The sequence below is a fragment of the Paenarthrobacter sp. NPDC092416 genome (genome assembly GCF_044755025.1).
GTDB lineage: Bacteria > Actinomycetota > Actinomycetes > Actinomycetales > Micrococcaceae > Arthrobacter.
In genome coordinates this window covers 259675-272661 of sequence record NZ_JBIVQG010000002.1, presented here as the reverse complement: position 1 = coordinate 272661, position 12987 = coordinate 259675, and the positions used below count along the sequence as shown (strand labels likewise).

At 56.3% G+C, this 12987-nt stretch carries 14 protein-coding genes; 7 read left to right on the top strand and 7 right to left on the bottom strand.

The genetic code is table 11. The features are described from left to right. Positions 1-301: 301 nt before the first annotated feature. Entirely contained in the window at positions 302-682 is a 381-nt protein-coding gene (locus ACIQC5_RS05420) for a hypothetical protein (protein ID WP_400279135.1), read from the top strand. Between the two features lie 53 nt (positions 683-735). Next, the gene (locus ACIQC5_RS05415) at positions 736-1161 is read left to right on the top strand and encodes an ankyrin repeat domain-containing protein (protein ID WP_400279133.1); all 426 of its coding nucleotides are present in this window, start codon (positions 736-738) and stop codon (positions 1159-1161) included. A 105-nt stretch (positions 1162-1266) separates the two neighbouring features. Here ACIQC5_RS05415 and ACIQC5_RS05410 read toward each other — a convergent pair whose 3' ends face one another. Together ACIQC5_RS05410 and ACIQC5_RS05405 are read right to left on the bottom strand one after the other, a co-directional pair. Continuing rightward, entirely contained in the window at positions 1267-1668 is a 402-nt protein-coding gene (locus ACIQC5_RS05410) for a hypothetical protein (RefSeq protein WP_400279130.1), read from the bottom strand. Between the two features lie 263 nt (positions 1669-1931). After that, complete coding sequence (locus ACIQC5_RS05405) at positions 1932-2390, bottom strand: DUF4262 domain-containing protein (protein ID WP_400279127.1); 459 nt, start codon at positions 2388-2390, stop codon at positions 1932-1934. A gap of 165 nt (positions 2391-2555) precedes the next feature. On the opposite strand from ACIQC5_RS05405, the gene ACIQC5_RS05400 reads away from it, so the two are divergent. Further along, on the top strand, positions 2556-2972 hold the full coding sequence (locus ACIQC5_RS05400) for a hypothetical protein (RefSeq protein ID WP_400279125.1): 417 nt from the start codon (positions 2556-2558) through the stop codon (positions 2970-2972). Between the two features lie 184 nt (positions 2973-3156). Next, positions 3157-3558 carry a hypothetical protein gene (locus ACIQC5_RS05395; RefSeq protein ID WP_400279123.1) on the top strand — a complete coding sequence of 134 codons (402 nt, stop codon included), beginning with the start codon at positions 3157-3159 and terminating at the stop codon, positions 3556-3558. 222 nt (positions 3559-3780) lie between these two features. Here the strand turns inward: ACIQC5_RS05395 and ACIQC5_RS05390 are convergent, their stop codons facing one another. The 3 genes from ACIQC5_RS05390 to ACIQC5_RS05380 form a co-directional block, all read right to left on the bottom strand. Further along, positions 3781-4629, bottom strand: a complete 849-nt coding sequence (locus ACIQC5_RS05390) for an esterase/lipase family protein (RefSeq protein WP_400279119.1) — start codon at positions 4627-4629, stop codon at positions 3781-3783. A 341-nt stretch (positions 4630-4970) separates the two neighbouring features. Beyond that, the gene (locus ACIQC5_RS05385) at positions 4971-5585 is read right to left on the bottom strand and encodes a dihydrofolate reductase family protein (RefSeq protein WP_400279116.1); all 615 of its coding nucleotides are present in this window, start codon (positions 5583-5585) and stop codon (positions 4971-4973) included. 84 nt (positions 5586-5669) lie between these two features. Then, positions 5670-5834, bottom strand: a complete 165-nt coding sequence (locus tag ACIQC5_RS05380; protein WP_400279114.1) for a hypothetical protein — start codon at positions 5832-5834, stop codon at positions 5670-5672. Positions 5835-6012: 178 nt separating this feature from the next. Here ACIQC5_RS05380 and ACIQC5_RS05375 point away from each other — a divergent pair, with 178 nt between their 5' ends. Further along, positions 6013-7044, top strand: coding sequence for a hypothetical protein (locus ACIQC5_RS05375; RefSeq protein ID WP_400279111.1), 1032 nt, complete (start codon positions 6013-6015; stop codon positions 7042-7044). A 54-nt stretch (positions 7045-7098) separates the two neighbouring features. Here the strand turns inward: ACIQC5_RS05375 and ACIQC5_RS05370 are convergent, their stop codons facing one another. Both ACIQC5_RS05370 and ACIQC5_RS05365 read right to left on the bottom strand, forming a co-directional pair. Continuing rightward, the gene (locus ACIQC5_RS05370; RefSeq protein ID WP_400280134.1) at positions 7099-7494 is read right to left on the bottom strand and encodes a very short patch repair endonuclease; all 396 of its coding nucleotides are present in this window, start codon (positions 7492-7494) and stop codon (positions 7099-7101) included. A gap of 177 nt (positions 7495-7671) precedes the next feature. Beyond that, positions 7672-9261, bottom strand: coding sequence for a DNA cytosine methyltransferase (locus ACIQC5_RS05365; protein ID WP_400279109.1), 1590 nt, complete (start codon positions 9259-9261; stop codon positions 7672-7674). Between the two features lie 244 nt (positions 9262-9505). On the opposite strand from ACIQC5_RS05365, the gene ACIQC5_RS05360 reads away from it, so the two are divergent. Further along, entirely contained in the window at positions 9506-11539 is a 2034-nt protein-coding gene (locus ACIQC5_RS05360; protein WP_400279106.1) for a hypothetical protein, read from the top strand. After that, entirely contained in the window at positions 11536-12987 is a 1452-nt protein-coding gene (locus tag ACIQC5_RS05355; RefSeq protein WP_400279104.1) for a hypothetical protein, read from the top strand. Before ACIQC5_RS05360 ends, ACIQC5_RS05355 begins: the two co-directional genes overlap by 4 nt.

The following is a 12987-nucleotide window of genomic DNA, read 5'->3' as shown; positions in this document are numbered from 1 at the left end:
CTGAGTTGGCTTGGGCAGCTCATGCTCCGGCCTTCGCAGGACGTTGGATCAAACGACGCTGGGCAGCGAGATCCTGATCGCTCGTTGAGACGCGCCGATTTTCATTCCAGTCATACATAGGGAACACGGTTGCAGTAATCCCCCCCCATCATCGCGCATCTCATGGTGCGGGTCTTACGTACATGATCCAAGCCAGCAACTGCACGGAACGTACCAGCGGATTCACTAGCACGATGATCGACCGATGCTTACGGGCAGTGATGCGTATTGTCTTTCCGAGTGGGTGTGACAACATATGTCCGTGTCCTTCGATGTGTACTTCCAGCGCTTCAAAGACGGCGATGCGGCCGCGGGCGGTGGAGAAATAATGCGGCAGACCCTTCAGCCATTCATCGTGCGCGAGGATCCCGAACGAGGTTTTGCACGCGTGGAGTACGGCGCCGGTTCGTTCGACGCTTACCTTGGTGACGACACTCTGCTGGCCAATCACATCGTCGGCGACAAGCCCTGGGACCTGCTCGTTGAAGGAGCGCGGGCCGCTGAATGGGTAATCCTTCCAGTTGGATGCCCGCCCTGCGTCACAGATGAGTCACAGCGGGTTCACTTGCCGGAAGGCCTCGACCAGGACGTGGTTATGGTGTCTTCAGGAGAAGAGTTGCTGCAGAAGATCCGCTCTCTGTGACAAGTGGGCCCCATAAACGGGCGGCGCTATAAACGGACAGCGTTCGACGTTGGATGAAATCAACACGAAAGGCCGAGGCAAAACAAGTGGATCGTGCAGGACGCACTCCCCTCCATCACGCAGCCTTTGACGACGACGTTTCGACCATCGAAGATCTCATCGCACAAGGTTCATCACCGGATACTCAAGACAGACAGGGCTTCACCCCGCTTCACTTTGCAGCCCAGCAGTACTCTGTGAACGCTGCATCCGCGCTGCTCGAAGCTGGTGCATCAGTGGACCCGGAGAACACCTTCGGAAACACGCCGCTTTTCACCGCCGTTTTCAACTCAAACGGTCGCGGGGAGCTCATTGAAGTCCTCCGAGCACACGGTGCTGATCCCCTCCGCGTCAACAAGCATGGCCAGACGCCCGTCGGGTTGGCAAGGCTCATCGCCAACTACGAGGTCAGCAGGTTCTTCATGGACCTCCCGGAATAGCTTCCTGTCTCTCACCTCAAGAAAGCATGCGACGGCCAGGCTTTAGGGGATCCCTTTCCGGGGCACCTTCTCAGCGAGGGCGGATCTGGTTGTTGGCGAACTGATTCAACGATGGATCACGTCAACAGGGTCAAGTCCCAACGACAAAAGATCGAATTCGATGTGGTCCAAAAATTCCTTGCACCCACGCTCAACATCCGGCCAATCGAGTGGATTGCTGACTACACCAGGACTAAATACTGACTCCATCAGCCATCCCGATGACATTCGTCTCAGCGAAACCGCCCCCACCTCTTCGAAGGACATCGAGTCGAACACGAAGTCACCTCGAGGATTGGCGTTGAGCCAGACGAACAAGCTGCGAGCCAGTTCGACTACGGGAAAGGCTAGCTCTCGATAGAGCAGCACTGACCCCTCCGAGACGGTGAAATCGGCATCAAGACCAACCAAGTAGTCAGCTTGACTCGTTCCTCCGATGTTGTCAGCGTCTAAGTTTGTGTAAGACATTCTCATTGTTGCCGCCTCGTCACCACCCTGAATCTCCGCGTGCGAAATTCTGCCCGGGATTGCCTCGCACGATTGATGGCCGGAGGCTCTGGCACATTTACCTCTCCACCGCCTGGGGTGCTGTCACCGTGTCGGAAGCGCTGGAAGTCCGCGTCAAAGGACACGAACACATGTTGTCACACCCGTGTAAGGAAGAAGCCGGCCAGCGCCCGGTAAAGGATCCTTCACCGGGCGACGTTGCGATCAAGCGAGAACCCAGAAATTTACTTGAATGAGTCGGGTACTGGACCCAAGAGAGGTTGCGCATCCGCAGGATTGCGGTAGGACGACGCCCAGGGCAATCGTCCGGTGGAGTCACTCCAAACTGCTTGTAGGGCCTTTACTTGACCGTACACATCTGCCACCGCCGTCAGTCCCGCGATGTTTTCTACCGATATGAAAGCAATGGGAGCTGGAGGTTCGGTGAGGTCGGTGGTGATGCTTCCCGGGACGAAGCGTTTACCTGCTTTTACGTCTTCACCCATGAGGTTCAGGAAGGCTTGAGACACCTCGAACGGCAGTCCCTCCATGACAATCTCCGGATGCCCAAGTGTTGTCAGGCCAACGGTGTAGGAAAAGGCAGCCTCATCACCCGCGCCGACATGACGTACCGCCCACCCGTGCTCTTCAATCAACGACAGCAGTTGATTGAATACGGGGTCATTGCTGTCCTCAAGCTTCACGAACTCAATCTAGCAACCCTGTGAAAGCTCTGCCGCCAGTCTCCAGCGGTGTCCATCGCCGGCACGCCCGGATGGGAATCGCCCTACATGTCCTTGCTTTGCACCCAACGCTACAGTTGACCGGACCGCGCGATTCATCGGACATGGCAGGTAGGAAGGACGACGTTGGGACCGTACTTTGAGCATGAAGTTCTTAGAGGCTTCTACCTGGAAGACAGCTGGGTAATCGACATCAATGCAAGCAGAGGACAGCTTGTCATCACCGCGGAGTTCGTACTGACCAAGGAACACCCCTCTTATGCCCCGGCACGCCCCGGAGAGCAATACTGCTACCGCAAGGGGGTGCTGGTGTTCGATGGCGTAAAAGATTTGAACTGGACGGGTCAGCTCAGTTCCCGGCCTTCGCGTGACCCTGACGGGTCAGTTGACTATGGCAATATCGACTCACTCATCATCGAGGGAGACCACTACACCGTGGAAGGGGGCCTCGGCACAATTGACCTCCACGCTGCAACCATCCGCGTGGCACTGGTCTCGGACGGCACGAAACTCACTTCGCCCGGCGCCGCTGCTAACCTCTAGCGCGTCCGGTGAAGGATCCGCTAACGGGCAGTCGTGCGGGCGCTCCTGCTACCGCAGGTAGTCCGATAGCATTGCTCCCAATTAGCCGGCGACGGCGTTGGACTGGTTATCAAGAACCTCCGGAAGGCAGCGCTCGACGATGGTTGGAAAACCTTCACGCCCTGGGTGGTGGCGCCGGGGTGAGTTGAAACCCCGTTTGCTTTTGCTGGGCGTCATCCTGGGGGTGGCTGGATCGGCCGTCTATTTCTTCAGTTTGGGGTGGGGTAGGCCAACAAGGCTTGGGGAGCTCGTATGGGCTCTGTTCGCGTTCTTCTTCATCACGGTGGCCACAGCAGCTCTCGGACTTCTCGTTGCCGGAATCGTCGATGTCGTTGAGCGCGTAGTGCCAGAATCGTCATCCCGATCGAGGCGTGCGATGTTCACAGGTGGTGTAGCACTGGTATCTACATCCGTCGCGACCTTTGCCTTCTTCGGTGCTATTCCCTTGCTACTGCATGCGGATCGCTGGGTGACCGCTGCTGCCACCGGAATTCTCGGAGGCGCCGCATTTGCCGCGCTTTCCTATTGGCACTCCCAAGAGGTATGACAGCTGAAACAGCGCCCGTTGAAGGATCGCCTTACGTGCGCCCGGTGCCATACCGAACGATCACAAACTCAATAGGTGGGATCAAGTCACAACCTCGGGGAAGTGTCCCCGCTTGGACTCTCCTGGTTCGAAGGAATGGGACACCACCAACATCGATTGTAGGTGCGGCAAATCTGCGGCTCTGTCGGTGGGGACCAATAATACGAGGCGGGATACTGCCCGCTACACGCACTGCGGGCGATACGTTGGATCTGCGGGGCCGCTCTGGAGGAGCGCGTTGGAGACGAGGGACCACACGTTCGGATCGTTAGGAGATTGATCGTGTTCGAAAGTGTCGAGAGGGCAGTAGTCCTGGAGCACAAGGTTGGACACTTGCTTCCCCGGCCCAACGAGAGCTTGGCTCGTGTAAGGGGTAACGATCTCGTCGTAACGGGTCGAGATGACGGTGTAGGACGGGCCGGGTACGGTGTCGCCGATCGAGTTGAGCTCGGCCATGAACGCCGACCCGGCATGCTGGTCCGCGCACGCCTGGCACAGGGTGCTCGTTGCGGTCGTGTCGAGAATCATCCCCGCGGGCGACGGCGCGATGAGACCTTGAGTGCCATGGCTCGACGGCGCAATGCCGACGAGGTGGTGCACATACTTGGCGCCGCCGAGGAAGCCGATGTAGTACCGCGGCATCATCCCGCCTTGGCTGTGCCCTACCAGATCGACCTTCTTCGCACCTGTCGCGCCGAGAACTGATTTCACGAACGTCGCAAGCTCAGCTGCGGAGTTCCGAATTGCCCCGCTGGCGGGGACACCGTTGGCCACCCCATAGTTGAGCGCGAAGACGCAGTACCCCTGGTCCTTGAGCACTGGCGAAAGCAGCGCCCAGTTCTTGTACATTGTCTCGAACGTCCCCGGGACGAGGACCACCGGATATGGATGCACGTTCGAAGGCTTGCACGTCCAGTCATTGGCTCCGGGCGGGTCTGGCGAGATCGAGTCGGCCTGAGCCGCGGGTGCGGCGAAGAGTCCAATCGTGAGCGCTGCAGCGGCGAGGACGGCAGTGAGTCGGAATCGGCGCATGGCCTGCCTTTCTCTTGGCCGCGAACCCCTATGTCCGCGGCATCCGTAGTTACTTTGCAGTAACTTACCGGCGGGTTGCAATAGCGTGCCATGATTTTGAGAAAACGTGCATCCCTCACGCGGACGGGGTCTGCCGCACAAGCGCTCGTAAGTCGATCTTCACTGGGCGGCGCAGTAATCAGCAGCGGACCAGGGTCCAGTAGAAGTCATAAGCGGCCGGCCTCGGCCGACCAAGATCAAGGCAGCGAAGGCCATTGCATAGGCTGCCAGGAGGCCTCCCAGCATCATGATGGTCCAAAGGCGAGCCCAGTTCTCCTCCTGGGTGGGCGCATGAGCGGAGCCTAACCGATTTCGGTCATATCCCCCACCCCAGGCGTCCCCTCAACCAAGGCATAGCGCTGCATCACCGCACCCTTTGGCGAGGCGACCACCGGCTCGAGGAGTTGAAGGTTCGTCGGGACCACCCCATCGGCAAACACCTTCTTCCCACGGCCCAGGAGGATCGGATACACCCACAGATTGAGCCGGTCGAACAGCCGCTCAGCGAACAGGGTCTGCACAAAGTCCAGGCTGCCGATCACGTGGATGTTCTCGTGCTGGTTGCGGAGGTCGCGCAGCGAAGCCACCAAGTCCGGACCGAGCTGGGAGGAACCGTCCCACTCAAGCTTCTGCGACTGACGCGAGGCCACGTATTTCGGAATCCGGTTGAACAACTGCGCGATGCCACTGTCCTGGTGAGGCCAGTACGAGGCAAAGATGTCGTAGGTCCGGCGACCGAGCAGCAGCGCATCCATCCCGATCATCCCGGATTCGATCTGCTCGCCCACCACATCATCAATCAGCGGCGCCTGCCAGCCACCAAACTCAAAACCGCCCTCAGGATCTTCCTCGGGGCCGCCGGGCGCCTGCGCGACGCCGTCCAGCGTAGTGAACAGGTCAATGTGAATCAGTCCCATGTCGGGTTCCTTCCCTGCTGCCCGTCGTCACCCCGGCGACAGGATCATGTCGAGGCTTCCACAGGATCCCCGGGGAGGCAATGGTCAGGAGAGAACGTAGACGACGGCGACAGCGCCAGCAGCGGCGACCTCCCGGAACATCAAGCAGAAGTCCAGCAAGAATTCGGCCAAAGCAGGCGCAAGCCGATAGACGAATACATTGCGGCCTTGCGTCGACAGACCGAGCAGCCAGCTGTCGCCGCGGAGCATTAGATACCTTCAAACTCCACCAAGCGGAATATCGCCCATGTCGACATCACGTAGCCTCTGGGCCTCTGGTCATAAGCTGGACCTGCTCCTCCTCGACATCCCAGCTCCACGGAGACACCGGTTCTGGCAATCAGTTAAAGGCGCTCACGATAAGGGAGACAGAGATGTACACTCGAATGTGGCCCAAGACAACCCCCTGGTGCTTTACCTAGACATGAACGTCTGGATCCAACTGACAAAGGGCCGGCTTGGCAAATCAGAAGACTGGCTCCAACGGTTCAGGCGCCTTTTTGAGGCAACGCGGTGTGGAAGTATAAAAATCCCTCTTTCATCAGCTCACTATCTGGAGCTCTGGAACCGCGGCAATGAACTGTCTCGAACCAACGTTGCAGAAACCATGAAGATTTTATCGGACTACTCCACGATCAAAGCTATTCACCAGATCCAAGCCCTCGAAGTACGCTCCGCAGTAAACCAGCGATTGACTGGCATCGCAGTGCCCTTGAGCGCGGGCCAGGTCCTCGGAAGAGGAGTCAATCATGCCTTCGGGTCCACCGATGGTCGTCTTCGTCTGGTCAATAACTTGCAAGCAGATTCAGAGCCAGTCCCGGCAAGTGAAGCCCCCGAGGAGTGGCGAAAGCTACCGCGCATGGGTCTGGCATGGGAGTGGCTTCACCTAGCCGGAGTTCAAAGTCTGCTGGACTCAGCAGGAATCGATCGGACCCCCGAGCATCGAATTGGCGAGCAGTTCGCACGAGATGAAGAAGAGCTTCGAGCATGCTGGAATCGCAACCCTGATCAGTGGAAATACAGAGCGGACATCATTGTTGGTCAGGAGTTTCTACGAATTCTGGACGATATTAACGCCGTTGCACAACAGCTCAGAATCGACCCCCACAAGCTATTCTTCACTTCCGGCTCAGCCGCAGAGCGAAGAAAAGATATACGAGATTTCTTGAAGAGCGTGCCAACCGCGTGGACCTTTGCAACCTTGAGAGATTGGAAGCACAGAGACAAGAACCTTGCGTGGGGACAACATGATCGGACAGATCTTATCGGAATGTCCTGCGCTGTTCCTTATTGCGACGTTGTCGTAACGGAAAAACTGTGGTCGCATCTTGTGACCGCTTCCAAGCTGTCCGAAAACTTCGCAACAAAAGTGTATTCACTAACCAATATGGATGACGCCTTAAGCGGGATGCGCATTTAAATGCATGCCCCCGACGGAACCCTAAAACTTTGAGCGCGGTTTCCTTTCTACGCCCTAGTCAAGGAAGTGTCGTAAGCGCTCTAAAAGATCCTGCCTTGAAACGACCTCGCATTCCCAAACAACCAAAACCTTCCATCCTGCCGCTAGAAGTAAGTCTAGCTGCGCCGAATCTCTCACGCGATTACGAAGCCGTTTCTCATTCCAGAACTGGGCGTTCGTTTTGGGGGTACGGGCCCCGACTGGACAGTCGTGTCCGTGCCAGAAGCAGCCATGAACGAAGATAACCTTGCGTCGAGCCGGAAATACTAGGTCAGGTCTCCCAGGAAGTCGAGGATCGTGAAGCCGATAGCGGTAACCAGCAGCGTGCAATGTCCGCCGCACCACAAGCTCTGGTTTAGTGTCGACGGAGCGAATTTTTGCCATGTGGGCGCTTCGCTGCGATGGCGTCATGAAGTCCACCATGCTTCGATTGTACGACTATCGCTCGCGCAGCTGACAAGTATTAAAATGTTCGACAATGGTCAGGGTTGGTACAAATAGATCGGCCACTCGAATTGCTCAATCATTCACGAATCTACCAACAAAAAAGTAGTTGGGACTGCGTAAGCTATTGAAAATGATCGTCCATCAACTTTCACCCATCTCTGAAAGGATGTTTAGGACCACTTGGCCCGCTTGGCGCGCTAACAGTGGAGGAACTGCGTTCCCCACTTGAGTGTACTGCGGGACCTCAAACTTCCTGCTGCTACCTCCTGTTGTCACCTTCGATCGGAACACAAAGCCGTCCGGAAATGACTGGAGCCTAGCCATCTCACGCACAGAGAGCGTGCGCAGATGGGCTTTGTCGTAATGACAGCAATCATCCGGGATCGATAAAGCCGCAGGAGCTGGTCTATTCGCCGAGAGTGACTTTTGCGAATGCTTTCTCGTCGTGAGGCTAGCCACTAAACTAAGCAGCTCATCCTCATTTTCTGGTTCCCGGAGGTCACCAGGCTCGAACAGAAAGTGTTGATTCAACAGGACTGGCATGTGCGACCGCAGCGGCCCGACACCCCCCGAACGGAGACTTGTCCGTACTGCCTGCTCAAGCTTGGCGTCATCAATGTCGGCAACCACCTGATACAGGCGGAATCGCTGCCGGACAAGATGGCTATGCCGCCTCGTGTCCGCATTCGTCAGCTCTTCGTCGACGGGCCTTGAGAATACCGCATTGACGTCCCGTGCATGGCTAGAGATCGCACTCTGCTCGTAGTTACCGTCCTTGATATCCGCCAACGCCATCGAACTGGTAACCCAATCCTCTTCAGTTGGATGAGTATAAAGGGCGCTAAAATATTTGCCGGAAAACAGAGGCTTGTCTTTCTCTGAACTCACATCCCAATATCGGAAGTCTTCCCAATTATATTCCAACGAACTGCATTTAATTGCCTGATCTAGAGCGTCGCGCTCGGCCGACGTGGTGCCAGCAACCAGGATGTCGCGGATCAAATCATTTCGAATGGCGAACATTAGAAATCGGGGCCTATTTTGAGGGACGCCCACGTACTTCGCATTTACGTGCAGGCAGATTGGCGCGTATCCAATCTTGACAAACGCCTTAGCAACTTCTCGCCATGCATGATATTCACGACCTTCATCGTCATGAAAGGCGCGAAGGATGCCACTGACATTCTCCAAGAGAGCCACTTTTGGTTGCGCCATTTTCACAAATCTAGCAAACTCCCATGGGAGCTGATTACGTTTGTTCATCCTTTGGCGCAGCCCGGCCATAGAGAAACTCTGACAAGGAGGTCCCCCCGAAACAAGATCTATGTCGGTGGGCAGCACGGAACCCAGACCGTCGGCTTCCACCCGGAATTGCAGATAGTCATTTAATGCAATCACATTCCCGATGAGCAGGTCGCCATTCCCCAAGGCACCGCTCGCAGGTAGCTCCGAAATCGCATCCGTCGTCCAGTGCGGTGCCGTCGATGGATCCTCGCGTCGGCGCAGCTCAAGCTGATCCAGCGAGTGATTCGACGTGATCCACCGCACCCGCGATCCGGCCGCCGACTTCGTCTCACCGCGTTCAAGATCGATACCCAAGTGGTTGAAGGCAAACGTCTCAGCAGCCATGGGAGACAGCTCGTTTGCAAGCAAGAGTTCGAAACCCTGCGATTCAAGGCCGAGTGACATCCCGCCGCAGCCTGCGAAGAGCTCAATGAAGCCTCGACTCACGGATGATCCTCCAGATAGTTCCAGTCCCCAAAAACATCAAAGTCTATCGTATTGCGCCCGCGACCAGCGGCCGTGGGCGCCCGCCGCCGTAACTCCAGGTTCGATGGCTTTGACACGCACCAAGCACGCTGGACACGCGCACGGAACGTGGTAATAGTTGCTCGACGATAATCGGATCGGCGCTCCTGCGGACCACTGTCCAAATCGCGGGATGACTAGGGGGAAGGTCATGGAAATAGGAGACGTGTCGTTCGACGAATCCGCCCTGCCTACGCTCGGGCTGACGGACCTATGGGAAAAGGCAACTGGTGGCGGTGACGTCGCTGCGAGACCCGGTAGTCGTTCATCTGCTGAATGGCCTAGGTCTCCGAGACCTGCCGGGGTAGCAGAAGCCGTTTGCTGGTTTGAGGATGCAGTTGACAGAGCCGAAGGTCCTGCTTTCCTATTTCTGGTAGGAGGACCGGGGGCTGGCAAATCCGATACGACATCGGATCTCGTACGGAATTTTGAAGAAATAGCGCCCGTCGACGATGGACTTGCTCACCGAAGTTATAGCTTCAATGCCGCCGGCCGAAAACTGACTTTGATTAACGATGCAACTATTGACAGCGTCGAATTTAGCTCTGCTCCCCTCGTTCACGAGATTGCTCAAGCAGCTTTTGTTGCTGAGCATTTAGTAGCGTGTGTGAACAGGGGTGTTCTCGTCGAGGAGCTGTTGGAAGTGGGAACGCCAACTTCTGATAACCATGCTGGAAAGCTCGTATGTGAGTGGCTCCAGTCCAAACAGCCACCCACGGAGGGTTTGCAGTGGAAGCTGACCGCCGATGCTGGCGACAGTGCAGACTCCTACCTTCGTTCTGCCAAGCTAAGCCAAAACGGAGAAGTGCGTGCAGTCATCGTTGCTGTCTTCCTCGACTACTGTTCACTGCTAGAGCAACGACCAGAATCTCCCACCTTTGGTGACGACCAGATCCCGCAATCTGGACGGTACGCTGTCTCACCTTTCTCGCAACGCAATAGAATCGCACCAACCGAAATCCCTGCAGGCTACCTTCTCGACGCTGTCGTCAAATCACTTGGACCAGATGCGGGCAAGGCGCTTCTGCCGGATGCTTTTAACCCATTTCTTGCCAACCTGCGCTCTCTGAGAAACCCTAAAATTCAGCAAGGATTACTATCGATACTTCGTGCGGCCGAGATATCCTCAAGCCAAAGATTCACTTACCGTGAAGTGTGGGGAGCAATTGTTCGCTGCATCGTCGGTGATCTCCCTGAGTTAGTTCCCGTTGACACTCTCAAGACGGCAGTGAAAACGGATCTGGTAGTGGCAGCAGCGAGTGCCGAAGATAGATTTTTCGCCATCCAGAAGCTGGCCAAGTATCGTTTTAGTCAGGCCATTTTCGATTCAGGGGCTGATGATCGCATGGGTCGTCTTCAGAACCCGGTAATTCGAATGACTCGCAACGTTGACCCCCTACTGGACTCCATTCCCGGTGACTCCCATCTTTTACCTATAACCGGATGGTCCACGCCAGTTACTTCCGCATTGTCTGCCTCGGGGACATTGGGCTCCCCTTTGGAAAGCATAAAACAACAACTCAGCCTCGACGATCCTTTCCTTGATGTCCTTACCGATTTTGATCGATCGCTCGATTCGGCCTATCTCTCCGCCGTACAAGATGACCAGTTATCGGATCAAACCCGCAGAACCATGGTCGGCTGGTACGGTCGATACCTTACGAGGTTGTACGCCACAGCTAGTGGAATCCCGGGATTCGTCCGAGAGGTTGAGGCCTGGACGCAGGCGTGGCACCTCTCTCCAGTCCTGCCCCAGAAGGAACACATAGATTTGGAGAACAGCCTCCAAACCCTACTGAGACCAAGACGAACACCCGACGATCCCCACTCACAAACTTTCATTCCATTGTTCGACAGTCGAACGGATCCTATTATCGGAGAATCACCCCACCCGCGCGTCGCTGTAGCCCTTGGCAGAATTGACTTGGGAACGGTGAAAAGGGGCGATGCGCTCGCTCTGGAGCTCGTGGACGGTGTGCATCACATCGCGTCAATAGAATTGGATTTCAACTTGATCCGAGAAGCCTTGGCATGTACAGGGCGCCAGTCGGGACTCACTGAAGTTTCGGACACGGCAGTGCCGCGGCTCGAACGCCTAAGAGCAGCCCAGCTCGTGCTGAACGATGGACGCACACTTAAGTACAAGATCATTCACAGCAATCAGGAAATCCCGTTTGCCCTCGAGGATAGGGAAACATGAACATCGCCGCTTCCAGATTGATCCTGCCGCTGCCGCGCCCACAGTACATCCGAGTCCCAGAGGGGTTCATCACATCCCTGGCCTGGCGGGAATATCGGCTTCTAGGCGGCTCCTCGAACGGAACGAGTACCCAACTCACCCTAGGTACAACCGGAGAAATCAAGGGCAAGGTGATTTTTCGCGCAACATCCAATACATCGAAAGCGAAGTCACCACTGCAAACAACTGCACCTGTCACGGACGATGCTATAGCCGCATTCGGTGCCGCTCTGAAACGTCGCGGGTTTCAGAGCGCCGAGGAAGACCACACCATTGGCGAGTCGATCGTGCATGCAATTTCCGGCGTTTCTGCGGCAAAGGGTATGGGGCAGGCGGCCTCGCCCATGACACCGTCACTGGCAATGCTTCAAAATGTTGCCGGCGTTCATGCGGTGCTCCGCCCACCCAATCTCGGGAAAACAATCGAGCTAATTCGCTCAATGGGAGCAGCGGCTAACTCATCTGCTACGGCTTCCGCTTCGTGGGCTCGCGCCGTCGAACATCGTTCATCGTTTGACCCCTTGCTTCGGATCATCGATGCGGCGGTTAGCGACGTGATCCTTCCCGGCAGCAGGGTTCGCAAAGGTGCTTCGACCGATACAAATGAGTTCAATGACTGGTCGGGGCTTTTCCCGAATTCTCCCTTTTCCTGGTTTGACTCAATGTGGACCAGACTTACAAGGCCAGACTGGGTGTCCCGGCTTCCAGCTCGTGTCTGGACTGACTGGGCTACCACTGTGCTTCGGCTTGCCTTCGGGGGAGCGTACTTGTGGGAAGCGGCGTGGTACGAATCCATGGCACGGGTCATCATCGGGCAGCAGGATCCCACATGGATCAATGTCCGGTCACAGATGCCTTCCCCACTCCCCTGGCATGCTGCCAGCGAATCTATTTCCGTCCGGGATCTTGCACCGGTACTGATGTGGAGGGTTCACCGAGCCGCGCAAATAATGCGAGAGATCGCGACCTGGTTGGAGCAAGACCGAGGCCCACTTAGCGCTGACGATGCATTGAAGGCCATGCGACGCGATGACGTGCTTAGAAAGGCACTTGTTCGAGCGCTAGGCAGCAAGCGCAAGATTTCCTCAGGTAACAACACTTGGGAGGCCATCAAATATGCCCTCAAAGTAAGAGAATCCTTTGGGGAATTCGCCGATCATTACGGGCTTTTGGCGCAAAATCACAGATATCTCACCGTTGAACCTAGGACTGAATGGGTCGCGGTCATAGCCAGTCTTTCGTGTCCGAAACCAGGTGGGGAGACGGACGTTGGTCGGGTTTTATCTGGCCTCGACGACCTTGGCATTCGACCAGGGCTTGCCGACTTCGTGAGGCTCCTCGAGAAGGCCGGTCTCGCTCGAGGTAGCGCCGATGCTGATCAGGGGGTCATTGTCCAAAGTGCATTCTAA